28 protein-coding genes and 4 tRNA genes are annotated in these 26,090 nt (G+C 32.0%); 21 read left to right on the top strand and 11 right to left on the bottom strand.

Annotation, left to right across the window (positions count from 1 at the left end; translation table 11 throughout):
- Positions 1 to 3: 3 nt before the first annotated feature.
- The 6 genes from BKH44_RS07315 to recO form a co-directional block, all read right to left on the bottom strand.
- Positions 4 to 80: transfer RNA gene (locus BKH44_RS07315), tRNA-Asp, on the bottom strand.
- A gap of 11 nt (positions 81 to 91) precedes the next feature.
- Positions 92 to 167 (bottom strand) — tRNA-Val (locus BKH44_RS07310).
- 42 nt (positions 168 to 209) lie between these two features.
- A tRNA-Glu gene (locus BKH44_RS07305) sits at positions 210 to 284 on the bottom strand.
- A 16-nt stretch (positions 285 to 300) separates the two neighbouring features.
- Positions 301 to 376: transfer RNA gene (locus tag BKH44_RS07300), tRNA-Lys, on the bottom strand.
- Between the two features lie 105 nt (positions 377 to 481).
- Positions 482 to 1,126, bottom strand: coding sequence for a CinA family protein (locus BKH44_RS07295; protein ID WP_095271857.1), 645 nt, complete (start codon positions 1,124 to 1,126; stop codon positions 482 to 484).
- Between the two features lie 272 nt (positions 1,127 to 1,398).
- Positions 1,399 to 2,016, bottom strand: coding sequence for a recombination protein RecO (gene recO / locus BKH44_RS07290; RefSeq protein WP_095271854.1), 618 nt, complete (start codon positions 2,014 to 2,016; stop codon positions 1,399 to 1,401).
- A gap of 330 nt (positions 2,017 to 2,346) precedes the next feature.
- On the opposite strand from recO, the gene accD reads away from it, so the two are divergent.
- The 4 genes from accD to BKH44_RS07270 are packed head-to-tail and all read left to right on the top strand — an operon-like array spanning position 2,347 to position 5,061.
- A complete protein-coding gene (gene accD, locus BKH44_RS07285; RefSeq protein ID WP_095271852.1) occupies positions 2,347 to 3,228 on the top strand; it encodes an acetyl-CoA carboxylase, carboxyltransferase subunit beta in 882 nt (293 codons plus the stop codon).
- Complete coding sequence (locus BKH44_RS07280; RefSeq protein ID WP_095271849.1) at positions 3,200 to 3,655, top strand: 23S rRNA (pseudouridine(1915)-N(3))-methyltransferase RlmH; 456 nt, start codon at positions 3,200 to 3,202, stop codon at positions 3,653 to 3,655. The genes accD and BKH44_RS07280 overlap by 29 nt, the downstream gene beginning before the upstream one ends.
- A 12-nt stretch (positions 3,656 to 3,667) precedes the next feature.
- Positions 3,668 to 4,033, top strand: a complete 366-nt coding sequence (gene dksA, locus BKH44_RS07275; protein ID WP_143428322.1) for an RNA polymerase-binding protein DksA — start codon at positions 3,668 to 3,670, stop codon at positions 4,031 to 4,033.
- The gene (locus BKH44_RS07270) at positions 4,030 to 5,061 is read left to right on the top strand and encodes a hypothetical protein (protein WP_095271847.1); all 1,032 of its coding nucleotides are present in this window, start codon (positions 4,030 to 4,032) and stop codon (positions 5,059 to 5,061) included. The genes dksA and BKH44_RS07270 overlap by 4 nt, the downstream gene beginning before the upstream one ends.
- Before the next feature lie 3 nt (positions 5,062 to 5,064).
- On the opposite strand, the gene BKH44_RS08845 is transcribed toward BKH44_RS07270, so the two are convergent.
- The gene (locus tag BKH44_RS08845) at positions 5,065 to 5,229 is read right to left on the bottom strand and encodes a hypothetical protein (protein ID WP_180674145.1); all 165 of its coding nucleotides are present in this window, start codon (positions 5,227 to 5,229) and stop codon (positions 5,065 to 5,067) included.
- Between the two features lie 93 nt (positions 5,230 to 5,322).
- On the opposite strand from BKH44_RS08845, the gene BKH44_RS07265 reads away from it, so the two are divergent.
- On the top strand, positions 5,323 to 6,546 hold the full coding sequence (locus BKH44_RS07265; protein WP_095271844.1) for an argininosuccinate synthase: 1,224 nt from the start codon (positions 5,323 to 5,325) through the stop codon (positions 6,544 to 6,546).
- A gap of 48 nt (positions 6,547 to 6,594) precedes the next feature.
- Here BKH44_RS07265 and BKH44_RS07260 read toward each other — a convergent pair whose 3' ends face one another.
- Positions 6,595 to 7,914, bottom strand: coding sequence for a M99 family carboxypeptidase catalytic domain-containing protein (locus BKH44_RS07260; protein WP_257842621.1), 1,320 nt, complete (start codon positions 7,912 to 7,914; stop codon positions 6,595 to 6,597).
- A gap of 105 nt (positions 7,915 to 8,019) precedes the next feature.
- On the opposite strand from BKH44_RS07260, the gene BKH44_RS07255 reads away from it, so the two are divergent.
- The 9 genes from BKH44_RS07255 (at position 8,020) to BKH44_RS07215 (ending at position 17,602) form a co-directional block, all read left to right on the top strand.
- The gene (locus BKH44_RS07255) at positions 8,020 to 8,586 is read left to right on the top strand and encodes a flagellar FLiS export co-chaperone (RefSeq protein WP_095271842.1); all 567 of its coding nucleotides are present in this window, start codon (positions 8,020 to 8,022) and stop codon (positions 8,584 to 8,586) included.
- A 58-nt stretch (positions 8,587 to 8,644) separates the two neighbouring features.
- Positions 8,645 to 9,976: a glutamate--tRNA ligase gene (gene gltX / locus BKH44_RS07250; protein ID WP_095271840.1), complete on the top strand. Its 1,332-nt coding sequence runs from the start codon at positions 8,645 to 8,647 to the stop codon at positions 9,974 to 9,976.
- Positions 9,973 to 10,269 (top strand): YggT family protein, encoded by a 297-nt coding sequence (locus tag BKH44_RS07245; protein ID WP_095271838.1) that lies wholly within the window; start codon positions 9,973 to 9,975, stop codon positions 10,267 to 10,269. Before gltX ends, BKH44_RS07245 begins: the two co-directional genes overlap by 4 nt.
- On the top strand, positions 10,266 to 11,903 hold the full coding sequence (locus BKH44_RS07240) for a lytic transglycosylase domain-containing protein (protein WP_095271835.1): 1,638 nt from the start codon (positions 10,266 to 10,268) through the stop codon (positions 11,901 to 11,903). The genes BKH44_RS07245 and BKH44_RS07240 overlap by 4 nt, the downstream gene beginning before the upstream one ends.
- Positions 11,900 to 12,733, top strand: a complete 834-nt coding sequence (gene galU, locus BKH44_RS07235; protein WP_095271833.1) for a UTP--glucose-1-phosphate uridylyltransferase GalU — start codon at positions 11,900 to 11,902, stop codon at positions 12,731 to 12,733. Before BKH44_RS07240 ends, galU begins: the two co-directional genes overlap by 4 nt.
- A 162-nt stretch (positions 12,734 to 12,895) precedes the next feature.
- The gene (murA, locus tag BKH44_RS07230) at positions 12,896 to 14,164 is read left to right on the top strand and encodes a UDP-N-acetylglucosamine 1-carboxyvinyltransferase (RefSeq protein WP_095271830.1); all 1,269 of its coding nucleotides are present in this window, start codon (positions 12,896 to 12,898) and stop codon (positions 14,162 to 14,164) included.
- Positions 14,165 to 14,304: 140 nt separating this feature from the next.
- The gene (gene aspA / locus BKH44_RS07225; protein WP_095271828.1) at positions 14,305 to 15,717 is read left to right on the top strand and encodes an aspartate ammonia-lyase; all 1,413 of its coding nucleotides are present in this window, start codon (positions 14,305 to 14,307) and stop codon (positions 15,715 to 15,717) included.
- 116 nt (positions 15,718 to 15,833) lie between these two features.
- Positions 15,834 to 16,367, top strand: coding sequence for a uracil-DNA glycosylase family protein (locus tag BKH44_RS07220; RefSeq protein ID WP_180674144.1), 534 nt, complete (start codon positions 15,834 to 15,836; stop codon positions 16,365 to 16,367).
- The gene (locus BKH44_RS07215) at positions 16,364 to 17,602 is read left to right on the top strand and encodes a hypothetical protein (RefSeq protein WP_095271823.1); all 1,239 of its coding nucleotides are present in this window, start codon (positions 16,364 to 16,366) and stop codon (positions 17,600 to 17,602) included. The genes BKH44_RS07220 and BKH44_RS07215 overlap by 4 nt, the downstream gene beginning before the upstream one ends.
- A 15-nt stretch (positions 17,603 to 17,617) precedes the next feature.
- Here the strand turns inward: BKH44_RS07215 and BKH44_RS07210 are convergent, their stop codons facing one another.
- Positions 17,618 to 18,676, bottom strand: coding sequence for a cytochrome-c peroxidase (locus BKH44_RS07210; protein WP_095271820.1), 1,059 nt, complete (start codon positions 18,674 to 18,676; stop codon positions 17,618 to 17,620).
- 155 nt (positions 18,677 to 18,831) lie between these two features.
- The gene (locus BKH44_RS07205) at positions 18,832 to 19,038 is read right to left on the bottom strand and encodes a 4-oxalocrotonate tautomerase family protein (protein WP_095271817.1); all 207 of its coding nucleotides are present in this window, start codon (positions 19,036 to 19,038) and stop codon (positions 18,832 to 18,834) included.
- 220 nt (positions 19,039 to 19,258) lie between these two features.
- Here BKH44_RS07205 and BKH44_RS07200 point away from each other — a divergent pair, with 220 nt between their 5' ends.
- The 7 genes from BKH44_RS07200 (at position 19,259) to BKH44_RS07170 (ending at position 25,124) form a co-directional block, all read left to right on the top strand.
- The gene (locus tag BKH44_RS07200; RefSeq protein ID WP_180674143.1) at positions 19,259 to 19,546 is read left to right on the top strand and encodes a hypothetical protein; all 288 of its coding nucleotides are present in this window, start codon (positions 19,259 to 19,261) and stop codon (positions 19,544 to 19,546) included.
- The gene (locus BKH44_RS07195; RefSeq protein WP_095271812.1) at positions 19,536 to 20,693 is read left to right on the top strand and encodes a YbfB/YjiJ family MFS transporter; all 1,158 of its coding nucleotides are present in this window, start codon (positions 19,536 to 19,538) and stop codon (positions 20,691 to 20,693) included. Before BKH44_RS07200 ends, BKH44_RS07195 begins: the two co-directional genes overlap by 11 nt.
- A gap of 64 nt (positions 20,694 to 20,757) precedes the next feature.
- Positions 20,758 to 22,353, top strand: coding sequence for a DNA polymerase III subunit gamma/tau (locus BKH44_RS07190; RefSeq protein WP_343217639.1), 1,596 nt, complete (start codon positions 20,758 to 20,760; stop codon positions 22,351 to 22,353).
- Positions 22,353 to 22,754, top strand: coding sequence for a tRNA (adenosine(37)-N6)-threonylcarbamoyltransferase complex ATPase subunit type 1 TsaE (tsaE, locus tag BKH44_RS07185; RefSeq protein WP_095271807.1), 402 nt, complete (start codon positions 22,353 to 22,355; stop codon positions 22,752 to 22,754). The genes BKH44_RS07190 and tsaE overlap by 1 nt, the downstream gene beginning before the upstream one ends.
- On the top strand, positions 22,754 to 23,476 hold the full coding sequence (lptB, locus tag BKH44_RS07180; protein WP_095271804.1) for an LPS export ABC transporter ATP-binding protein: 723 nt from the start codon (positions 22,754 to 22,756) through the stop codon (positions 23,474 to 23,476). Before tsaE ends, lptB begins: the two co-directional genes overlap by 1 nt.
- 1 nt (position 23,477) lies before the next feature.
- Positions 23,478 to 24,755 (top strand): RNA polymerase factor sigma-54, encoded by a 1,278-nt coding sequence (locus BKH44_RS07175; RefSeq protein WP_095271801.1) that lies wholly within the window; start codon positions 23,478 to 23,480, stop codon positions 24,753 to 24,755.
- A gap of 6 nt (positions 24,756 to 24,761) precedes the next feature.
- The gene (locus BKH44_RS07170; RefSeq protein ID WP_095271798.1) at positions 24,762 to 25,124 is read left to right on the top strand and encodes a hypothetical protein; all 363 of its coding nucleotides are present in this window, start codon (positions 24,762 to 24,764) and stop codon (positions 25,122 to 25,124) included.
- A gap of 252 nt (positions 25,125 to 25,376) precedes the next feature.
- On the opposite strand, the gene BKH44_RS07165 is transcribed toward BKH44_RS07170, so the two are convergent.
- Positions 25,377 to 26,090 (bottom strand): DUF1561 family protein (locus BKH44_RS07165; RefSeq protein WP_143428321.1); only part of this gene is annotated, 714 nt, incomplete at its 5' end.

The following is a 26,090-nucleotide window of genomic DNA, read 5'->3' as shown; positions in this document are numbered from 1 at the left end:
GTGTGGCGGAGCGGACGGGGCTCGAACCCGCGACCCCCTGCGTGACAGGCAGGTATTCTAACCAGCTGAACTACCGCTCCATATATCCCAATGGTGGTCGCTACAAGACTCGAACTTGTGACATCTACCTTGTAAGGGTAGCGCTCTACCAACTGAGCTAAGCGACCTATAAGAACTACATAATTTAGCTTAAAAGACAATTTAAGAAGTGGTGACCCCTAGGGGACTCGAACCCCTGTAGCCACCGTGAAAGGGTGGTATCCTAACCGCTAGATGAAGGGGCCACTTCTATTTTAAAAATGGTGACCCGTGTTGGATTCGAACCAACGGCCCATTCCTTAAAAGGGAATTGCTCTACCAACTGAGCTAACGGGTCAAAAAATATTTAGTGATACCTGATTACTACCTTGGAATATTTTCTAACAAAAAGAGCGGAATTATATTTTATTTTAGATGTGTTTGTCAAGTCCTTTAAAGATTTTTACAAATTTCTTGCTAACAATTCCAAAGCCTTTAAACAAGCTTTTTTTTGGATATCTTCACGATCTCCTTTGAATAAGTATTTCTCTACAATGGGTAAAGTATTTCTCTTTTGTACCCCTATATATACTGTACCTACAGGCTTCTGAACACTCCCACCATCTGGACCTGCTATACCACTAGTGGCTAATGCATAATCAGTTCCAAAAGTTTTTAACGTACCCTTTAACATTTCTCTTACTACTATTTCACTCACTGCTCCATATTTTCTAAGCCAATGTGCTTTCACACTAAGAAAATTTTGCTTAATGTGATTAGCATAGCTTATCAAACCACCATCATATACATTTGAAGCACCTTGTATTGAAGTGAATTGATAACCCAAAAGACCTCCTGTACAACTCTCTGCTGTTGCAATCTTCTTATTATTTTTTTTCAAAATATCAATAAGAGTCCTAGCCAAACTGCCTAAAATTACCTTGTCTCCAAAAGTAGATTTGATAGCCTCATAAGCTTTGTGTGCTTCATCTCCTTTCAAATATATTTTGCCATCCTCAATACACATTGATACGTCATATTCTCTAAGAAAGGGTTTACATAATCTTAAAATATCTTCATTCTCAATCCCTAAAACATGTATTTGCACTCAAATAATCCTTATTATAAATCTTTCAAAGTATTCTCATATATCAATATCTATCCTGATTATTATATTCTAAAATAATTTATTCAAGGGTGTTTCAAAATAAATTTCTTCTTGCAAACATCCATAATTTATAATTTTATAATACTCAATAAAGTTCTATAGCTATTAAATTTATGGATTAAAATTCCACATAAATGTTAAGCCTAATTAATTATAAAGTTTAAGTTATCGCTCAAATTCCGGTTGTCAAATTGGAATACCTGAAATAAATTTTATAAACCTTGTTTGAGGATTTCCCATATTTTTTCCACAATATCATCATTCATTCCAATCGTACTTTTTTGACTAAGAAAATCTAAAATCTGTATTTTTTTAAATGCCCTACTACCCCCAATGCACTTAGCATGAGCAAACAAAAAAGATCTCCCAAGAGCCACTTCATTTCCAATATTATTGCCACATATAAAACATTGCCTTCCTTTGTCATCCCTACCTTCAAAACTCAAGAGTTCAGCATACATTTCAAGGACTACACGTAAAGGATTTTGCTTGCATAACCTATCTGCTCCCATTTCTAACATATTAAAATAAAAATTATCTAATTCATAAATATCAAAAAGATGCTTGCCTAAAAGCCTCATAAATCTTTGCCAAACATAGACTCTGTCCAAATCGCTTTCCCAACTATAACCCAAATGCATTATATTCCTAAGCTTTGGTAAAAATAATCCATTTCCCTCTTCTTCAAAATCTATTTTTTTACCCAAATGCACAATGCTATGCCTAGCTCCATAAAACCTATATAACCTTTTTATACTCAAAGGCGTTAAAATATGCACGAGCATATCCTCATTTTTTACTGGTATGGTATTTAAAATATACCCTTGCACATAGACTCCAAAAATAAAATCATTACAATCGCAACTTCATTGGAAAAACTACCTTAGAATTAATTATTTTAATCAAATTAAGGAAACTTTGGAAAGGATTTTTTAGTGATTTTATCAAAGCGAGGTTTAAAGCAAGTAAATAAATCATTAAAATTTTATCAAAAACCTATTTTTATAATAGATTCTAAAAAGTGTTATCAATATTATCAATAAGGTAATTTTATAATCTGCATGCAAGAATTTAATAGTCATAATTTTTTACTCATAAATAAGTAGAAATAAGCAAATCTTTGATATGATTTTACAAATCGTAAAATAAGGATTAGAAAAATGGGCTTTGCAGATTTCTTAAAAAATCTCAAAAAAGACGAAAGCAAATCCTCTCAACAAAAAGACAAAGACACACCAAACCATTGGACAAAATGTCCAGGCTGTGCAGCACTGATGTATTACAAAGAAGTCTTATCCCAATCCCAAGTCTGCCCTAAATGCAATTATCATTTTAGGATTTCTGCCAATGATCGCATAGCAATGCTATGCGATGAAGATAGTTTTATTGAATATGATAAAAATCTACGTCCTATTGACCCACTCAATTTCGTAGATAAAGAAAGTTATCAACAAAGAATTAAAAAAAACGAAACCAAAACAGGTCGCCCAAGTTCAGTTATATCTGGAGAAGGCAGCATCCAACATGTGTCATTGCAAATTGTAGTTTTTGATTTCGCTTTTATGGGAGGAAGCTTAGGTTCTGTAGAAGGAGAAAAAATTGTTCGTGCTATCAATAGGGCTATTAAAAAAAGACAAGCTCTACTCATCATATCCACAAGCGGTGGTGCTAGGATGCAAGAATCTACCTACTCATTAATGCAAATGGCAAAAACAAGTGCTGCCTTAAATAGGCTCTCTCAAGCAAAATTACCTTTTATCTCCTTACTCACTGACCCTACTTTTGGTGGAGTAAGTGCTTCATTCGCATTTTTAGGCGATCTTATTATTGCTGAACCGGGTGCAATGATAGGTTTTGCTGGAGCTAGGGTCATCAAGCAAACCATTGGAACAGACTTACCCAAAGGATTTCAAACCTCTGAATTTTTACTTGAACATGGTCTTATTGATATGGTCATTGATAGAAAAAATCTCAGGAAAACCTTAGGTGATTTGATAAAAATGCTCAACCCAAATGAAATACAACCTATACTCGATCACTAAACCAAGTCCCAATAAAGACGCTTTTATCTTGCATTATCAAAAACAATGTAAACAATTTGGAGCAAATCTTTTTATCAAAGATATGATGAATAATGAAATCATCAATGCCCAAAAATTCTCCCAAAAAGAAGCTCAAAATTCTTATACAAAAACATTCCTACCATTTTTATCAGGAGGAAAAAATATTGCTCTACATCCGAAAGGTAAATTATTTGATACTATTGAGTTGAGTAAAATTTTTACCAATGAAAATAAAATTAATTTTTTTATTGGCGGGGCATTTGGTTTTAATGAAGATTTTATCCAAAAATGCTTACCCATAAGCTTGAGTCCTTTGACCTTCAGTCATAAGATTGTCAAAATTATCTTGTGCGAACAAATCTATCGTGTATTGAGCATCATCAACCACCACCCATACCATAAATAAAGGAGAATACAATTGGATAAAAAAAGTCTTAAATACTTTGAAAAAACACTGCAAAAAAGATTAGAAGAAATCACTTCTAATATCAATCTAAGGAATAACAATCTGATGGAATTAAACACCATAAATCCAAAAGATGAAAGCGATATTGTATCTGCAAACTTACAAGGTGAGCTTGACTTTTTAATGATACAAAAACATAAATTAGAATTACAAGATATAATACATTCATTCGAAAAAATCAAAAATAAAACTTATGGTATTTGTGAAATGTGTGATGATGAGATAGATATTGAAAGACTCAAAATCAAACCACATGCAAAATATTGTATAAATTGTCGAGAATTGCACGAAAAATCTAAAACTAAGGGAGAAAAATGAGGTTCAAATATTATATTATTTTTACCATTTTTTTTATCATTGCTGTAGGGACATATATTTATAGCCTCAATTCTGGAACTTACCCTTTGCAAATCCCACATCAATCAGAATCTGTGAATCTCCCTATTGCGATATGGATATCCATTGTTATCTTGATTTTTTTCATACTCTCTATGATATTCTTTTTAGGAGAGTGGATAAGAGGATTACTTGCAAAATATCATAACAATAAAGATTTTGAAAAAATTACAAACCAAATAATTGAACAAAACACAAAAAAATTTTTCACTAAACAAAACTATAGAAATCATCACTATGCACTACTCTCAAAAATACTCTCTCGTTTTGAACTAAAAGCAAATCTTGAAAGTCAAAATAGTTCCTACTATAAAATAGATAAACTTTTTAATGTATACAAACAAATTGAAGATGGAAATGAGCAGGATGTCAAAAAATATAATCTATCTGAAGATAATGAGTTTTTTATCAAAAATATCCAATACAAAATACAAAAAGACATTAAATTTGGCATTGAAATCCTCAAAGGGACATTTAATCTTGCACTCAAAAAATATGCTTTTACTCAAATAACAATCAAAGGGAATGATAGAGAAATACAAAAAGCATTAGACTTCTCAATCAATTTTTTAGATAAAGAAATGCTCAAAGAACTTTTTATTGCATATTCTCAAAATCGAACAACACTAGATCGAGAAACCATTGCTAAACTTTGTAAAAAAGCAGGTTATGGCGAAATAAACTATCTCAGATTAGCCAAAGAAGCCAAGCCATTTTTAAGTCCTGATATGTGGCTAAAACATTTTGAATACATAGCAGATAATGATGAAAATGCTGAAAAAAGTTATCTTTATGTCCTATTAGATTTAGAAATGATAGACTCAGTGAATGAACGTCTAAGCTTGCATTCAAAAAATGATTTTCTAATCATCAATGCATATCTTGACCTGAAAAAAATGGGGAAAAACTACCCTATTGATATATTTTTCGGTATTCAAAATCCAAACTAAACTTTAAGATTCTATATCTTTACCTTCGGATTTGTAAACTTTTGGTTTGGAACACTTTCCCCCACACCCACAACCTGTTGTGGAATTTTTTGAACCAAATATTTTATAAATCGCACATATCACTACCACTAACAACAATCCAATCCCTATCCAATTAATAGCCTGCATAAAAATCCTTAAGTTTTTTAATATCTTTTAGAGTATATCAATTTTTATACAACTTTCGATAAAATCTATAAAAATTCAAAATCGAGGCAAACAATGACAAACAACTTAAGCAAGGGAATAAAAAAAGTAGTCCTAGCCTATTCTGGTGGACTAGATACCAGCGTGATCCTCAAATGGCTACAGGATCACTACCATTGTGAAGTCATCACTTTCACAGCAGATATTGGGCAAGGAGAAGAAGTTAAGCCAGCTGGAGAAAAAGCAAAACAACTAGGCATAAAACCTGAAAATATTTTTATTGAAGATTTAAGAGAAGAATTTGTAAAAGATTTCGTATTCCCTATGTTTCGTGCAAATACAATCTATGAAGGAGAATATCTCTTAGGAACAAGTATTGCACGTCCTCTAATAACCAAAAAATTAATTGAAATTTGTAAAAAAGTAGGTGCAGATGCAATAGCACACGGAGCAACAGGAAAAGGTAATGATCAAGTGCGATTTGAGCTTGGAGCATATGCACTAAATCCTGATATAAAAGTCATTGCACCTTGGAGAGAATGGGAGCTTAATTCAAGGGAAAAACTTTTAGAATACGCTGAAAAAGCAGGGATACCGATAGAAAAAAAAGGTAAAAAATCCCCATATTCAATGGATGCAAACTTACTGCATATTTCTTATGAAGGACAAATGCTTGAGGATCCTTCAAAAGAACCTGAAGAAAATATGTGGCTTTGGAGCGTTTCTCCAATGAAAGCACCTGATACAGCCGAATCTATCACGATAGAATTCAAAGCTGGAGATCCTATCAGTATAAATGGACAATACCTAAGCCCAGCAAATCTACTAAAAAATCTGAATCAATTAGGTGGCAAACATGGCATAGGCAGGCTAGATTTAGTAGAAAATCGTTATGTTGGGATGAAATCCAGAGGATGTTATGAGACTCCAGGTGGTAGTATTTTACTCAAAGCACATCGAGCTATCGAATCTCTTTGTCTAGATAGAGAAGAAGCCCATCTAAAAGATGAAATAATGCCAAAATATGCCTCTCTTATCTATAATGGTTATTGGTTTTCACCCGAAAGAGAAGCATTGCAAGCCTTGATAGATAAAACTCAACAAAAAGTTGAAGGCAAGGTTTTCCTCAAACTTTACAAAGGCAATATAATTATCACAGGTAGAGAGTCACAAAATAGTTTATTTTCTCAAGCTTATAGTACTTTTGAAGAAGATAATGTTTATGATCAAAAAGATGCAGCCGGATTTATAAAAATCAATGCATTGCGTTTTATAATCGCAGCAAAAAATAGAAAATAATATTATAAAACCTTTTTAAAAGGTTTTAATTTTGAATTCAAAATAATATTATAAAAATTTTATCAACACCATTCCACTAAAATCATCCCCTTTGTATATCTCAGCACGAAATATCTTCCCAGCCTTATCAATAGAAAATTTTGATATACAATCTTTATGGTGAATAACAATGCCTGTTTCATTAGGCTTAAGCGATTTATCATTAGGGATGACATAACCAATGATATTTACCCTATAACCTTCTATAGGTAAAATCTCAAAGTTTTCTTTGACTTCAATGATACTAGGAATAGGTATATTTTTTTCTTCCCCATCAATTTTAATAGTTATTTGTTTGAGCGAATCATCAAAATTTAAATAATCCGGATTCATTTTTGTCATCAATTTATTCCCATATTTTAACCATACCTGATTATCTTTGGGCAATAATCCTAAAATATGTGCTTTAGAATCCAAAGGAATATCAATTATTTTAATATCTTTAGGCAATGGGAAATAATTAAGGATTGGACGAAGTCCATATAAAGGCAAAAGAATCTTTTCATCAATTTTTACCCTCAAAGTCTTATCATTGATAAGACGATAAATTGCATTTGGATTGAGGCTAAAATCTCTTTCATATACAATGCCCAATTCTTTTAATATCCCCTCAATCGCAAGTAAATGGTAATATACTCTTTGTTCTAAAGGAAGAGATTTGCTAGCTTCATTGGCAAATGCAGGTTTATTATTTTTAATGGCAAAAAATGTCAATGCTTTTTCCATTTCTTTATCACCTTTTGCTGTGTGAGTATTTCGGATATAGTACTTGTGCAAAGGTTTAATGAGATTTTGATTAATATATCCTGTGGTATTAGTTAAAATTTCTTCAAGATTTCCATATTTAATACCTTCAAGATTTTTTTGATCTATGATTGAACAATTTCCCCATCTATTGGGGCTCATAAGTGTATTTTCATACGATGGACGATAAAATCCACTTCCATCATGCAAATGAAGGATTGCAGAAATTTCTTTAGAAATAATAAGCTTTTTGATACGTTCTATAAGCTTATATTCAGGGTCTTTAGGTGAAATGGCTGCAAATTTACGATTCATATCATCATACAAACCACGATGATTTAAAAGCATAGAATGTTTATTTAAGACAGGCACTACCCATACATTTCCACTAAGGATTTTATAATGCATTAAAAATATATTTGTTGCATTGAATCCGCCTGGCTCATCTCCCTGTATGCCTCCCATGAGTAAAAGAGTTGGAGAATCTGGACTTGTTTGCATTTTTATAATATCAAAGTCTATTGGAGGGAGGGTTTTTGCAAATCCTATTACAAAAAATATAGCTACGATGATTGATTTTTTCAAAGATTACCTTTGTTTATAAAATTTTTTGTTGATTATATCGAAAAGCTTGGAACAAAATATGCTTTCAAAATGATATAAAACTATTTTCAATCAAAGGTGCATCTAATGTTTGATAAAGATATACTCGCAACATTCAAAAAACATTTGGAAGGAATTGATAAGATAGACAATCAAGATATTAGAGGTGATTGCCTGAATAAAACTAGAAAAATCCAAAAATTTGGTGAAGATATAAAAAGTGCTAATGAATTCATAGGTGCACTCCAAATTATTGATATAGCACTTCATAAAATTATTTTGCAAGCACAAAAAATACTCCTTGAAGATGAACCAAAAGATCCTACTTTCAAAAATTTAGAATCTATTGTGTTAAAAGAAATTAATGAAATCATTGATAAATGTTCTTTCATGGGAATGGAGCTATTTAATACAACTTTAAGTATTCAAATAGACTCTAAATCTATTGATATAGAAGTGCCAAACCCTACACCTCTGATACAAAAAGAGGGTTATAGTAGCTTCATCAATTATCTTGAAGATAAGAAATTAGAAGTCCAAAATACACTAATACTTGTAAGCAAGGGGATTTCAGATCAAAAGATTTTTGAACCTGAAGTTTCAAAAACTTCTTATGATAACTTTAATACTAAAGATTTTTTAAAAATGTTTTGATTGGTAGTATTTTGGTAAAATAACCAAAATATAGCTCACACATGAAGGTTTAATTGTTATGCTTCGTTTTGCTCCTTCTCCTACAGGAGATATGCATATTGGCAATCTTAGAGCTGCCATTTTTAACTATATTATTGCTAAGCAAAAAGATAAGAAATTCCTAATCCGAATTGAAGATACTGACTTATCTCGCAATATTGAGGGTAAAGATAAAGAGATACTTTCTACACTCAATCTTTTTGGACTTTTATGGGATGAATTGATTTATCAAAGTCATAATTTTCCAAAACATCGTAATTTTGCTGATTATCTTATCAAAAAAAACAAAGCTTTTTATTGTTATTGCACTAAAGAGTTTTTAGAAAGAAAAAAACAAGAAGCACTTGAGCTAAAAATTCCTTTTAGGTATGACAATTCATGGGCAGAAATTCAAAAATCTCAAAATCCCAATCCTGTTATTAGATTAAAAGGTAGTGATGAGCCTATTTGCTTTAATGATTCGATTAAAGGAGATTTAGAATTTGCACCTAACGAACTGGATAGTTTTGTTATTTTACGAGAAGATGGTATACCTACTTATAATTTTGCTTGTGCTTGTGATGATATGATTTATAATATTGATTTTATTGTTCGTGGAGAAGATCATGTCAGCAACACCCCCAAACAGATTTTAGTGCAAAAATCTTTGGATTATGATAAGGAGATTGGCTATGCCCATTTACCAATCATACTTGGGGAAACAGGTAAAAAAATGAGTAAACGTGACAGTGCCTCAAGTGTAAACTGGCTTTTAGAACAAGGTTTTTTACCTCAAGCAATTATAAACTATCTTATCAGTATGGGCAACAAGACGCCTGTAGAAATATTTAGCCTTGAAGATGCACTAAAATGGTTTGATATTAACCATATTGCAAAATCTCCTGTAAAATTTGACATCAAACGTTTGCGATATATCAATCGTGAACATCTCAAAAAGCTTGATGAAAATCAAATTGCTTTATTATTAAACAGCAAAGATATTACCATTGGAGCTATCGCAAAGCTTTATTTAGAAGAAGCAAGCACATTAAATGAAATCAGAAAAAAAATTGATATGATTTTTTCACCTAAAAATATAATGGCAGAATATGAAGGAGAAAGCTTTGAAGGAGAATGTAAAAAACTCTTTAAAGTCCTTTGTGCAATGGAAGCAGAAAATACAGAATGCTTAAATCAATACGAAACATTTAAAAATGAAGCAATGCAAAGGAGTGACCTTAAGGGTAAAAAATTTTTTAAACCACTTAGGATTCTTTTGAGTGGTGAATCTCATGGTGTTGATTTGAACAGCTTATACCCATACTTGAGATTCTATTTAAAAAAAATATTACAAATAAAAGGAGAAGAATGATTTTTAGTAGTATTTTAAGTGCAATAGCAACTATTTTACATACCCTCATCACACTGTATATATGGGTAGTAATTATTGCCACTTTAATCAGCTGGGTACGTCCTGATCCCTATAATCCAATTGTTCAAATTTTTTACAAACTAACAGAATCTGTATATGAAAAAATAAGGAAAAAAATCCCCCTGATTTATAAAGGAATAGATTTTACTCCTTTAATTATTATTATTATCCTACAATTTTTAGACCTTACTTTGGTAAGAATTTTATTTGAATATGCTGAAAAATTACGATGAAAAAAATAATTATCTTCATTTGTTTGGTATGTTTTTTATCAGGAAAAAGCATTACTTTAAAATTTATTCAGGATAAGCCTGAAGGTATTGTGAGGGATTTTTATATCTGGCAGTATATTTCTGATGAAAAAACTACCATCGAACAAGCAAAAAAAGCTTATGAATTGGTATTCAATAAAACACCTAGAATCCAAAAAGCTATGGAAACTAAAGGTGTTATCACAGAAATGCCAAAAGATATTTTTTGTAAAAATCTAAATTTTGAAGAACTCATCAATGAAGATGGTGAATGCCTTAGTTATGGATTAAAACTCTCTGATATTTTCAAGTTTTCTACTAAAGATATAGATTCAATACTCAATAAAGTAAAACCTATTAATCCTTCACTTTTCGAACAAATCAAAATACTTCATAGCAAAAATGTTTTAGAATCAATGTTGCAAACTTCAGCAAAAAATTTTGGAATGATATTCAATGGGCTTACTTATCTGCAAAAATTAGAATTACTGAACAAATCAATCCCTCATAAAAAACTAGAAAATTTAGCCAATCAAAATAATGTAATTTTTAATAAAATGCTCCATACCATTATCCTTGATTCAAGATTTGAACTTTTTAAAAAATCGCTCTCAAAAGCAAATATCACTAAATCTGATACTAATACATTTTTTTTACTTGGGATCAATCAAATTTTAAATCATAATGACAAAAAAGCACTTTTGTATTTTCAAAGATCTCAAAATGCAGCAATTGATCCATTTATGAGGGATAGGGCTTTATTTTGGCAATACCTCATTAGCCAAAATAAAACTGTTTTGAAACAACTTTCTGATAGTATTTTTGTTGATATTTTTTCTATTTATGCCAACCAAAAACTTCAGACTAAACCAAAATACCAAATAATATCTGCTTTTGATAATATAAGCTCAAAAAATCCAGATTTTAACATCAAAGACCCATTTGAATGGCAGATTTTACGTGATAATATCTTTGCTGTCAAAGACGATGGAGAATATAAAAAAATTTTACAATATTTTGAGTATGAAAAAACCTTACCTCACCTTGTTTATTTTCTCAATCGTGCAACTAAATATCAAGTGAATTATTTTATAACTCCCTATAAAAAACTTATGTCTTCAATGGATGATGATGAAAAATCTATGGTGTATGCAATAGCAAGACAAGAGAGCCATTTATTACCAGCACTTATCTCACGTTCTTATGCCTTAGGCATTATGCAGATAATGCCTTTTAATGTTTTGCCATTTGCCAAAGAAATGAATTTAAAAAATATTGAGCTTAGTGATATGTTTGATCCAAAAATTGCCTTAAAATTTGGCAATCATTACCTTAATAGCCTTAAAGAAGAATTCCAACATCCATTATTTGTATCTTATGCTTACAATGGAGGTCCGGGTTTTTTAAGGAGATTATTAGCAAAAAATGAATTATTTTTAAAAGGCAGGAAATATGAACCCTGGCTGAGTATGGAACTTTTACCCTATGAAGAATCAAGATTTTATGGAATGAAAGTGATGGCTAACTACATTATTTACGAAGACCTTTTTGGTCGTAAAATAAATATAGAAAAATTCCTTGAAAAAACACTGATTTATACAAAGGACAAAAAATGATAAAAAAATGTCTGTTTCCGGCAGCTGGTTATGGCACAAGATTCTTACCTGCGACAAAAGCAATGCCTAAAGAAATGCTACCTATTTTAAATAAACCCTTAATACAATATGGAGTAGAAGAAGCACTTAAAGCAGGATGTTGCACAATGGCAATAGTAACAGGCAGAGGCAAAAGGAGCATTGAAGATCATTTTGATATTAGCTATGAATTAGAACATCAAATTAAAGGTACAGATAAAGAAAATTATCTAGATGAAATCAGGACTTTAATTCAAGCTTGCACTTTTTCATATACTCGTCAAAACGAAATGAAAGGATTAGGTCATGCAATCTTAACAGGAGAAACTCTTATTGGTCAAGAAGATCCATTTGCAGTAGTCCTAGCTGATGATTTGTGTGCTAACCCTAATGGCAAAGGTGTTCTTTCTCAAATGGTTAGATTATATGAAAAATACCATTGCTCAATTGTAGCCATTGAAGAAATAGAACCAAAGAATGTAGATAAATATGGAATCATAGAAGGAGAAGAAATAGAAAAAGGTGTTTATAAAGTTTCAAACATGATAGAAAAACCTTCCACACAAGAAGCCCCAAGCAATTTAGCAGTGATCGGTAGGTACATTTTAACGCCAGATATTTTTAATATTTTAAGGGTTACTAAGCCGGGCAAAAAAGGTGAAATCCAAATCACAGATGCTCTATTACAACAGGCAAAAGCAGGAAAAGTGCTTGCTTACAAATTTGAAGGCAAACGTTATGATTGCGGTAGTATTGATGGTTTTGTGCAAGCAACCAATGATTTTTATCACACTTTATATCACAAGGTTTAAAAATGTATGATGTTTGGTTCTATATATTTTTTTGGTTATTGGCGATTTTATGTGCAATGCCTATTTTAATTGGAGGTTTTATTTGGGTGCTTTTACAAAAATCAACCCCTAAAACTCAAAATTCAAATAAATTAAAAAAATAATCATCAAAAAAGGCAAATCATGGACTATTTAAAAATCACAGGAGGCAAACCTCTCAAAGGTGAGATTAAAATATCAGGAGCAAAAAATTCAGCATTACCTATTTTAGCATCTACTTTATTGTGCAAAAACCTTTTAAAGATAACCAACTTACCAGATGTTGCAGATGTTAAGACTTTGGCAAAACTTTTAGAACATTTAGGTTCCACAATTGAATGGGTAAATGCCAATGAACTTTTAGTTCAATCTGATAGGATTATCCACACAAAAGCAGTTTATGATATTGTAAGAAAAATGCGAGCGTCTATTTTGGTATTAGGTCCCCTACTAGCTAGATTTGGAAAATGTGAAGTCAGTCTTCCTGGAGGATGTGCAATTGGAGCAAGACCTGTAGATTTACATATCAAAGCTATGGAAAAAATGGGGGCAAACATATCTATAGAAAATGGCTATATCGTTGCAAAAGCACCAAATGGACTTAAAGGAAACGACATTATATTTGATAAAATCACCGTAACAGGTACTGAAAATATCCTGATGGCTGCAGCTTTAGCACATGGTGAAACTAGGATTATCAATGCAGCTAAAGAGCCAGAAGTCATACAGCTTTGTGAAATACTTCAAACTGCTGGCATTGAAATAAAAGGCATTGGAAGCAATGAACTTTATATACGTGGAAGCGATAGGGAATTACTTGAATTTAAAGAAATTGAGGTCATCCCTGATCGCATTGAAGCAGGGACTTATTTGTGTGCAGGAGCCATTAGCAATTCTGAAATTATTTTGAAAAATATTATCCCTAAACACCTTGAAGTTATCATCGGTAAGCTTAAAGAAATTGGTTTTAACATTACCGAAAAAGATGATATTTTATGTATCAAACCTGCAAATAAAAGAAAGGCTTTTGAAATCATTACAACAGAATATCCGGGTTTCCCTACTGATATGCAGGCTCAATTTATGGCTTTGGCTACACAATGTGAAGGAAGTAGTTCCATTGAAGAACGTTTGTTTGAAAATCGTTTTATGCACGTAAGCGAACTGCAAAGATTAGGTGCAAAAATTTCTTTAAAAGGAAATGTTGCCAAAATCACAGGAGGCGAAAAACTCATTGGTGCTGATGTAATGGCAACAGATTTGAGGGCTTCTTCAGCATTAGTATTAGCAGGCTTAGTTGCACAAGGTCAAACCCAAATCCATCGTATATATCATCTTGATAGAGGTTATGAAGGGCTAGAAGAAAAATTATGTGGACTTGGGGCAGATATTTTACGACTGAAAGAAAACTGATATAAGAATAAAATAAACAAATCACGCCTAAAACAATATTCAGAAATAATTTTAAATTAAAATAAAACCTTTTATTAATTTTGTTTGCTATAATCATTTTTATTTGAATGATTAATGATTAAAAATATCAGGAGTTAAAAATGTCAACAAGAAAAGAACATGATTTTATTGGTGAATTAGAAATTGATGATGATGTTTATTATGGAATACAAACATTTCGTGCTGTAGAAAATTTTCACATAACTAACGAAAAGCTTTCTGATTACCCTGTATTCATAAATGCTTTAGCACAGGTAAAAAAAGCTGCTGCTTTAGCCAATCATGAGCTTGGATTACTCAATGCCGATATCAAAGATGCAATTTGCAAAGCTTGTGACAAAATTATTAATGGGGAATATCACAATCAATTTGTTGTTGATATGATACAAGGTGGTGCTGGAACAAGCACAAATATGAATGCAAATGAAGTAATAGCTAACATCGCCCTTGAATTGATGGGATACAAAAAAGGAGAATATCATCATTGTCATCCTAATGATCATGTAAACCTTTCACAATCAACCAATGATGCTTATCCTACAGCCCTTAGAATTGCTCTGTATGAAAGACTTAGTGGTCTGACAGAATCAATGAAAATCCTCAAGGATTCTTTTGAAAAGAAAGCAGAAGAGTTCAAGGATGTTTTAAAAATGGGCAGAACACAGCTTCAAGATGCAGTACCAATGACACTAGGTCAAGAGTTTAAAGCATTTGAAATGATGATAAACAAAGACATTGAACGCGTTTTGGACGCAAGGAATTGGATTCGGATTATCAATCTAGGTGGTACAGCAATTGGAACAGGCATCAATTCACACCCTGACTATAAAGGTATTGTAGAAAAAAAGATTCAAGAAGTCACTGGAAGACCTTTTATTACAGCAGTAGATTTGATAGAGGCAACCCAAAGCACAGGTGCTTATGTGCAAATCAGTGGTGTACTTAAAAGGGTATCAGTCAAGCTTTCTAAGATTTGCAACGACTTGAGGTTATTGAGTTCTGGTCCTAGGGCAGGCTTTAATGAAATCAATCTCCCTAAAATGCAACCAGGAAGTTCTATAATGCCAGGTAAAGTTAATCCAGTTATTCCTGAAGTGGTAAATCAAGCTTGTTTTGCAGTAATTGGAAATGATATTACCGTAACTATGGCAGCAGAAGGAGGACAATTACAACTGAATGTATTTGAACCTGTTATTGCTTATAGTTTATTTAATTCTATTGTGATGCTAAATCGAGCTATGGTTACACTCGCTACAAAGTGCATTGATGGCATTACAGCTAATGAAGAAATTTGTCGCAATTTTGTTTTACACAGTGTTGGTATTGTAACTGCTCTAAATCCTTATATTGGATATGAAAATTCAGCCTCCATTGCTAAAGAATCGCTTAATACTGGTAAAAGTGTTTATGATATTGCCTTAGAAAAAGGTTTGCTGAGCAAAGAACAGCTTAATAAAATTTTCGATCCTCAAAATATGATCAATCCTCATATGTATAAAAAAAATAAAAATTAATTTTTTAAATCATGCAAAATATCCAAAAGGCTTTTCATCTCAGGTTTTTATATTATCAAAAAATTTTTGGTATAAAATTTGTAGATAACATCAATCTACAACCTAATGAAAAAGATATGAAAATCCCAAGCAGTTCACTTCAAGATACAATTTTTAACTGCACATTATGTGATAGGAGTAAAACTGCCAAACCTACTTTTGGTATCTTACCCCCTGTTGCAAAAATTATTTTCATTACTGAATTACCTGTCGTAGATCCTTTTGGAATATTTTTGCAAAACAAAAGTTCAAAAATGCTTCAAGATATCATTTCGAATGTTTTTTGCTTGAATATCTCTGAATATGGAGTCTTATCTTTGATAAAATGCAATGAAAATAATTTAAAAATTACTGATACTGAAGTTTTGATCTGCAAGCGATATTTGAATGAGCAGGTCATCTCTAAAAATATTAAAATAATGATTTTAATGGGAGAGAAAGTTTTGCAACATTTTTATGGATTGAATGTTGGAGAGTATTTAGGAAAAATTTTTTCACACGAAGGAAAAAAAATTTTGGCGACATATTCTTTGAATCAATTACTCAAAAATCCTTCTCTAAAAAAAGAAACATTGACTCATTTTTTAGCTCTAAAGAAGGAAGTATTATGAAAAAAAAATGGACAATTTTTATTTTTTTGTTTGTTTTTATTGATACTCAACTTTTTGCACGTAGCTATATCATCTCACCACTACCTTTACCAAAACAAGAAGTAGTAGACATCTCAACAGATAAATGTGATGAAAAATGTTTAGAAAAGCTTTATACTAATGGAAAAATATTTTCATTTGTATCAAAATTTAAAAAAGATACCCAGAATATAGAACTTAGAGCTAATTTAGCTGTAGCTTTAGGCGAAATTGATTCATTCATGCAAAGCTCAATGTATCAGCAGAAAAAAAGCTCGAAAATAAAGATTGCCTTACTTGTGCCAAAAAAGATTGTTGGACGCTATTCAGTAGCAACAATTGATACGATTTTGGCATATTTAATGACACGTGGAGGAGACTTTGACTTCAAAGTATTTGATAGTGGCGGGGAGGAAGTCCAAGACTTAAATGAGGCTTATGGCAAGATTGAAAGAGAAAAATATGAATTCGTAGTTGCAATACTGACCCAAGCAGGTGTTGAAAATTTTATACAAGGTACTTATATAAGCTTACCCACTTATATCCCCACAGTAAATAAAAATCAACTTCAAAATATTTCAAAATTACCTCCAAATCTATATTTTGGCGGGATAGATTATGAAGCACAAATGAAAATCATCACTACACTTGCGACAGATAATCCGATAGTAGAATATGATGATGATAGCCCTGTTGGTTTGATATTAGGGGATATTTTAGATAGATTAGATTCTAATGTAATTTATAAAGATGTTGTAAATGCACAACAAGCAGCTACATTTGCTAAAAACCTCAAAACCCAAGAAGATTTTTTAGAAAATAGCGTTATTGTCCTCAATACCCCTGTAGTCAAAAGTGGACTTATGCTCTCTCAATTAGGATTCTCAAAGAAAAAACCTATTAAAATCCTCTCCACACAAATCAATTACAATCCTTCAATTTTGATGCTTGTCCAACCAAAAGATAGAGAGAATTTTTATGTACTCAATGCCATTGGCAATACCAATCAAAAATTAATTGAATATGGAGCCTTACTCAGCAGTGATTTACGTTATGATTGGGTTAATTATTCTACTGCTATTGGTGTGGAAATGTTTTTTGATTTACAAGACCCTAAAATCAATAAATTTTTTTCAGAACTCATTGATAAACATCAGGTTCAATACATCAACACAGTTTACCGAGCAAAAGGGTCAATATTTGAACCAATCAAATAAGCCAAATATTGAACTTTAAAAACTTGGCTTGGGTGTTTTGTCTGTTACAGGAGGCAAAATAGGATAAATAATTTGGGGTTTTGTTCCAGTCAATGAATCAAAAAATGTTTGTATTTTTTTCGCTTCTGCATCTGTAATTTGGATACCTAACTGGATTGCTCCCATTTCTTTGATTGCATCTTTTACATCCCAAAATTGACCATTATGAAAATAAGGCATTGTCTCAGCAATATTTCTAAGCGTAGGGACTTTTACCATACCATTAGCATCACCTTTAAAATCTCCTATATTAGCAAACTTATAAGGCTTGACAACTCCAAAAGGCTGCATTGTACCTCCTAAATTGATGCCATTATGGCAAGCAGTACATCCTTTATCAATAAATACATTTAATCCTTCTTGTTCATCTTTGCTAAGTGCTTTTGGATTGCCACGTAAAAAATCATCATAACGACTTGGTGTAACTAAAGTTTCTTCAAAAATAGCTATCGTATCAGCAATGAGCTTAAAATCAATCTTTACTTTATTGCCAAATGCCTTTTTAAATTCATCAACATATTCAGGAATAGAAGTTATTTTATCAACCACAAGTTTAGAGCTTGCTCCCATTTCTACAGGATTTTGGATAGGTCCTTGTGCCTGATCACCTAAATGTTTTGCCCTACCATCCCAAAATTGGACAGTGTTAAAAACAGAGTTAAAGACAGTTGGAGAATTTAAACCATGTGGATTTGCTTGCCATTTTTCACCAATCGCTACAGGGACGACATCCACACCACCCAATGCGAGATTATGACAAGTATTACAAGAAATAAGATTAGATTTTGAGAGTCTAGGGTCAAAATAAAGTTTCTTGCCTAATTCAATCTGAGTATCTGTCATTTTAGGATTATACCCAGTGGCCAAATCTGTTTCTTGAGCTTTTTTAAGTTGGTATTCTTTGAGTGCTTTTCCAGTGGGTATAGGTTCAAGTCCTGAATCTTTAGCCTTTTGGATTAATTCTTGATTGCTTGCACCAAAAGCATTTATAGTCAAAAAAGCTGCAATACTTCCTAAGATAGTTAGTTTTTTCATTTTGTTCTCCAGTTGTTTAGTTTGTGTTTTTGAGTATGTAATTATACTAGAAATTATAAACCTTTAATAATATATATTTTTATATAATAAAATATATTAATTAAATAATCATCATATATCAAAGTCGCGACAAAGAGAGGAAAGGAGTGGATAAACTATTGCTTTTTCCTGACTTCAGTGATACTTTTACCACCTAGCCCATAATTATCTGTTTGAATTTCATCAATGATAACAACAGTTGAAGCTTTATTTTTATTCAAAACTTTTGCCAATAAATCAGTAACGCCTTCTATCAACTCTTCTTTTTGTTTGACAGTCGGTTCTCCATTTTCTTGAGTGATTCGTATATTCACAAAAGGCATTTTTTATTCCTTTATTATTCTAAATGAAATAAAAAATTATTAAATGATAATAAATAGATAGTAAATAATATTAAATAAAAATTAATTATTAAATATTATCTAAAAAAGTAATATAATGAATAACTATTAAAATAAATTAAGGAATTATGGCTATGTTAAATATATCTATTGTAGGTTTTGGGCCAAGAGGTTTATTTTGATTGAAGCAAGGATTGATTCTTTGAAAATCAAGAATGATTTATGCTTATCATCGCTGATTAAAAACAATTTGGCAAGTAAATTTAAAAATGAAAATTTAGAATTGGAATGTTTTAATATTGATGAAAATTTTAATTCAATTAATTTTGATAATAAGATTATAAAAAATTTATTCATATTAGGTCTACCTACTGAAGGAATTAAATTTTATACTTTTATTTTACCTCGTCCTTTTATTGGTTCTACTTTTTTGCGTGACTCAGATATTGCTGTGAATACTTTTTTAAAGGAGCCAAGCAATGAAAACTAGAATTTTTGCTTGTTTTTTAGCTACATTTGTTGCTAATGGTTTGGCTCGTTTTGGTTATGTGGTTCTTATTCCTATTATGATTATTTCTGGCAGGTTTACTCAAACAGAGAGTTATCAACTTGGTATTGCTATTTTGGTGGGGTATATTTTTGGTAGCGTATTGGTTGATGTGCTGAAATCTTATTTGAGTTTAGAGATGATTGCCAAAATGAGTTTTTTGCTCATAAGTTTAAGCTTCTTTGCTTGCATGGTCGAATCTTTTCCTTTTATTTGGGCATGGTTTTGGAGGTTTGTTGCTGGGGTGGCTAGCTCTGCACTGATGATTTTAGCCGCTCCTCTTTCTTTGCCTTTTGTAAACGAAAGGCATAAAGGCAAAATTGGCGGATTTGTTTTTGCTGGTATTGGTATTGGAGCAGTCGCAAGTGGTTTTGTTCTGCCTTCTATTGCTAGACATAGCATTGATAGTGTATGGGTTGTTTTGGGGGGTATTGCTTTAATTGCTTGTGCTTTTTCATTTTATGTCCTTCCTGTATTGAATCCTGCTAAAAAGACTTCATCTAATCAAACTGATAAATTTAAAATCCCTTTTTTTCTATGGCTACTCATTGCTTCTTATGTCCTTAATGCGGTTGGTTATTTGGGGCATACCCTTTTTTGGGTAGATTATTTGGTCCGTGATTTGCATTTTTCAACAGCCATTGCAGGTATATCTTGGGCATTTTTTGGTATTGGAGCAGCTTTTGGGAGTTTAGGAAGTGGTTTTTTGAGTGATAAAATTGGTTTGAAAAATGCTCATTTGATTGTATTAGGATTAAAGGCATTATCTTGCTTTATCGCAGCTTATTGTATTGATTTGACATGGTTGAATATCAGTATATTTTTGATGGGTTTTACAACTACAGGCAATGTCACGCTAACCAATGCTATGGCATTGCATATTTGTGGCAAAAACCATTTTACAACCAGTTCTAGCAAACTAACTTTTGCCTTTGGAATCTTTCAAGCTATCTTTTCTTATCTTTTTGCTTATTGGATCACATTTTTACAAGGGTATTTTTGGCTTTTTATGATTTGTGGGACTGTATTGATTGTGAGTGCATTAATCATATTGCCTATCACTGAACAAAAAATTTTACAAACATCTTGATTTGATTTGTTTCATAGCTAAAATGATATAAAATAAAAAATTATTATTTTAATAAAGGTCTATGATGGCTCTTGCTTTAGCATTGAAATATCGTCCTGTAGATTTTGGTGATTTGATAGGTCAAGAAAGTGTTTCTCAAACACTTTCTTTAGCCCTGGATCATTCTCGCATCTCACATGCCTATCTTTTTAGTGGTCTTAGAGGAAGTGGGAAAACAAGCTCAGCTAGAATCTTTTCTCGTGCCCTACAATGCGATAAAGGTCCAACAAGCACTCCTTGTGGAGAATGTGTAAATTGTAAATCTGCACTTGAAGGTCGTCATCTAGATATCATCGAAATGGATGCTGCCTCAAGTAGAAAAATTGATGATATTAGGGATTTGATTGAACAGACAAAATACTATCCTGCTTATGGTAGGTATAAAATCTTTATCATTGACGAAGTCCATATGCTTACCAAAGAAGCGTTTAATGCACTTTTAAAAACACTTGAAGAACCTCCTGATTATGTTAAATTTATCTTAGCAACCACAGATCCTTTGAAATTACCTGCTACGATACTAAGCAGGACTCAACATTTTAGATTCAAGAAGATCCCTCAAAAAGCTGTGGTAGCCCATATTGGAAGGATACTAGACAAAGAAGGCGTAGCCTATGAAGCTCAAGCCTTAGAAATTATCGCAAGGAGCGGAGCGGGTAGTTTGAGAGATACGCTGACCATTACTGACCAAGCTATTAATTTTTGCAATAAACACATTGCTACCCTAAAAGTTACCGAAATGCTTGGTGTTGTCGATCCTCAAACCCTCAGAGAATTTTTTAATGCGATTTTCAAACACGATGAACAAAAACTTCAAGAGATTTTAAATATGCTAGAAGAATATGAATGCGAAATGATCATTGATGAAATGATGCTTTTTTTAAAGGAAGCTTTACGGATTAAAGATAAAGATTTTTCTGTCATCATTATTGATAGATTTTTGCGTATTTTATCTGAAAGCAAATATTTATTAAGTTTGAATACAGATGGAGGTTTTGTTTTGCTGCTTTTGAGCATGAAAATGCAAGAAGCAATGAAAGTAAAAGATATTGATTTTATGATAAAAGAACTAGAGTCAAATCTTTCTTTTCCAAATTCAAAAAAACCCCAAGAATCTCCTTCAGATCAAGATATTCAAAATCAAGATTTGGCACCTACAGAGGCTCCATCTCCAAAAAATAGTCTTTTTGAAACACTGATCGCAAAAATATACGATCGCAATAAACAATTAGGGGAGATTTTTGAAAAAAATATTAAATTCATATCTTTTCAAGATTCGAATTTAATCTGGAGTTCTATGGCTACAGGAGAAGATAAATCTATATTGGTGCAAAATTGGGCTCATATTAAAATGATGGTTCAAGAAATCTATGGCATTTCCACTAAAATAAACCCTATACAAGCCCCTAAAGATTCTACTCAAACTGAAAAAATTGAGGATTTGTCCTTATCAAAACAAACCTCATCAATAAAAAAAGAATCCAAAGAAACTATCGCAGAAAATATTCCAAAAAGTTCTGAAGAAATATTTCTAGAAGAAAATAAAGAGCTTATCCGTAATATTAAAACTCATTTAGGTGCCACAAAAATGATCCCCTTACAAGATAAGAAGGAATATTGATGGTAGAAATTTGTGCTGATATAAATACTTTGGATAAAATTATTTTACACTTGAAGAAACACAATTCATCTAAAATCTTTTTATTACAAGGGGATTTAGCTAGCGGCAAAACCACACTTGTGCAAGCTTATACTAAATCTATTTATCCTAATGAACTTGTTACATCTCCTACATTCAACTTAATACATCAATATAAAGATATTTATCATTATGATTTTTATCAACGTCCTTTAGAAGAGCTTTTAAATTTAGGTCTTTTAGAATGGTTTGAAAATAATGGTGTGCATTTTGTAGAATGGGGGGATAAAAAACTAGAAATCCTATTGAAAGAAAATGGATACAATGTTTGTATTATTGAACTCATCAAACAAGATAATCATCGTATTTATAGGATATTTTGATGGACACACTCAAAGCTCAAAATCTTAGCAAACAAATTAAAAAAACCAAAATTGTCTATGATATCTCTATAGAAGTAGCAAGTGGTGAAGTGGTTGGGCTTTTAGGACCCAATGGAGCAGGTAAAACAACTACATTTTATATGATATGTGGTCTTTTACAGCCAAGTGGAGGAAAAGTTTTTCTCAATGATATTGATCTTTCCGGATATCCTTTGCATAAACGTTCAAATATGGGTATTGGTTACTTGCCGCAAGAATCAAGTATTTTTAAAGATTTGACCGTAGAAGACAATTTAGCTTTAGCAGCAGAGAGTTCATTTAGAAGCACTAAGGAAGCTAGGAATAAAATAGAGCAAATGCTAGAAGCTTTTAACATTACTCCAATCCGTCATCGAAAAGGATTGAGTCTGAGTGGTGGTGAAAGACGGAGGGTAGAAATTGCTAGGGCATTGATAAAAGATCCTAAGTTTATTTTACTTGATGAACCTTTTGCAGGAGTAGATCCCATTGCAGTTATTGACATTCAAAAAATCATACAACAACTCGTTTCTTTGAATATTGGTGTTTTAATAACAGATCATAATGTAAGGGAAACCCTATCAGTTTGTCATCGTGCTTATGTAATAAAGAGTGGTTCATTGCTTGCAAGCGGGAATAGTGAACAAATATATCAAAATCCTCTAGTAAGGAAATATTATTTAGGCGAAAACTTCAAGGTATAAAATGGCACAAGGAGCTAAACTAAGACAAAATATAAACATCAAAACCAAGCTTTCTGCTACTTTAAAAAGTTGGCTCCCAATTTTACAAAGCAGCGTCATTGAAATTGAAGAAACAATCAATGAATATGCTAAAGAAAATCCATATATTAGTCTTCAGAGTTCTATTGTGCAAGATTTTAGTTCCAGACTAAAAAAACCTTACCCAAATTCACCGGTTAAAAATTCTATCAGTGACAAAATAGAGTCTTTAAGCATTGCAGAAAAAAGTCTTTATGAAACTTTATATGAGCAAATATTACCCCCTCTTTTTCCTACCGAAATTTCTACAAAAATTGCCTTAAACATTATCGAGAATATCAATGAAGAGGGATATTTTGAAGCCGACGAGGAAGAAGAGGCAAAAAATCTAAGTGTAGAAACACAGCAATATCAAAAAATTAGACAGAGGTTTGCCTATCTTGATCCTAAAGGAGTAGGAGCAAAAAATATTACGGAATCTTTTTTGTTCCAGCTAGAAGATTGCTCTGATATTAATGATGAAATATACTTGTTATGCACAAAAATCATCAATGACCTTTGCAATCATAAAAATTATAGCAATTTTAAAGGATATCAAGAAGCTATGAAGATTATCAGGACTTTCAAAAATCCACCTGCTATCGCATTCAGCCAAAAAGATGTTTTTATCATACCAGATATTTTAGTCATAGAAAATGATGGAGAAATACAAGTCCGGCTAAATGATGATTTTTACCCTAGCATAGTGATTGAAGATATGAAGGTAAAAGATTCCACCCAATACCTAAAAAATAAACTCAAAGAAGCTAGAGATCTGATAGATGCCCTTGATATGCGCAAACAAACAATCCAAAAAATTGGTCTGATGATAGTTGAATATCAATACGATTTTTTTAAGGGTGGCGAAATGAAACCTATGCGTTTAAAAGACATTGCTGATGAATTTGGACATTCTCCAAGTACTATTTCTCGAGCCATTTCAAACAAATATCTTGAATGCTCCAAAGGTATTTTACCCATCAAAAGCTTTTTTACGACTGCAGTTGATGGTGACACATCTAATGCTTCTATTAAAGATTTTATCACTGATCTTATCCGAAATGAAAATCAAAAAAAACCCTTAAGCGATCTTAAAATCCTTCAATCCATTGAAGAAAAATTTGAGCTCAAAATGGTAAGAAGGACTATCACAAAATATCGCAAACAACTCAATATCGGTAGCTCAAGCGAACGAAAAAAGCTTTATGCAATGAGTGTATAAAAATATTTGATACAAAAGAAAGACTTAGGCTTAATCCCAGTCATAGAATTAAAAACGCTCAATAAAAAACTAAGGCTAGATACCTTATCACCCCTCTTAAATGATGGCAATATATTGATTAAACAAAACTGCTATGAGCTAAGATTAGAGCTAGATACTTATACAAAATCCAAATACGATGACCTTTCAGATGCTTTAGACTTTGCCATACGGATAGCAAGAAATACAAGACATACAAACTATGCTTTAAGTCTAAAAACCTCAAGACACAATAAAGCAAGGTTTTCTAATAAAGCCTCAAACAAAGATTTTAATCAAATAAAAACAATACAAGCTAAAAAAGATATAAAAAACGCTCAAACAATATAAACTTAATTCTATTTACAAAAATCCCATCCCCTTAAACATCCCCTATGAAAAAGTAGTAAAAAGATTTAAAACAAGAGTAGCCAGTTCCCTTAACCTAAGGATGGGCAATCGTAGCCCCACTATTGGCTAACTCTTTAACACTCCCGTGCAGACGACTTCAGGCTGGCTTAGGATCAAGCTATTTATAACATTTTTTATATCATTTCCTAAAGAATTTAAAAATAATTGACACGAAAAATATTTTTAAATATATCATTGTAATAAACACCTTCCACTCAAGCATTGATTGACTAATATACTTCTTGGTTCCCTTCCGCTCCCTCTCCTATCTTCTCCTTCTCCGGTGCAATTATTTTGAGAAAAAGTAATATTAAATGGATTCTCATAAATTCCTGTCATTTGAAAAGTGGTAAATGAATAAAGGATTCTGCTTCCATTTAAACTAATATGATCCATCACGCCATCAACATTAGTAGCTGGCACAAGAGAATTTCTAAAAGCTTGCAAAGTAATTTGAGGCATAGCAGTAGGGATCACTACTAAACCATCTTGAGTCCTTAAAATAGGCTGAGCATGTGCAATCATACCCGTTCCTTGAGCATTTTGCCTGACAACAACAAAAAACCACATTGATCCTACTGGTGCATTAAAAAGACTTTCTATAGTGCTACGAATACTATCTTGTGTTGTTGCCAAATCTGAAGGATACCAATTATATTGTGGTAATATTGCCATAGACATAGCCAAAGCTGTCCTCCTTGTCCTTGTATGCCTCGTTTCGTCCACACGAAGAGGGGTAGTTGAAAAAACACTTGTTGATTCAATCCTGCTAGCCAATAAAGGGAATCTCTGACGAAAAGATATGAAAGGATTGGTATTGGGTGCTGTATCAAAAAAATATCCTCCACTTTGTAAAGGAGTGCTAGAATAGTATTCTTGGAGTTCTGCTATCATTTGAAAGCTTTG

The organism is Helicobacter sp. 13S00477-4, from assembly GCF_002272785.1.
GTDB lineage: Bacteria > Campylobacterota > Campylobacteria > Campylobacterales > Helicobacteraceae > Helicobacter_J.
The sequence above is the reverse complement of the archived record's forward strand: the minus strand, read 5'-3'. Positions and strand labels throughout refer to the sequence as shown.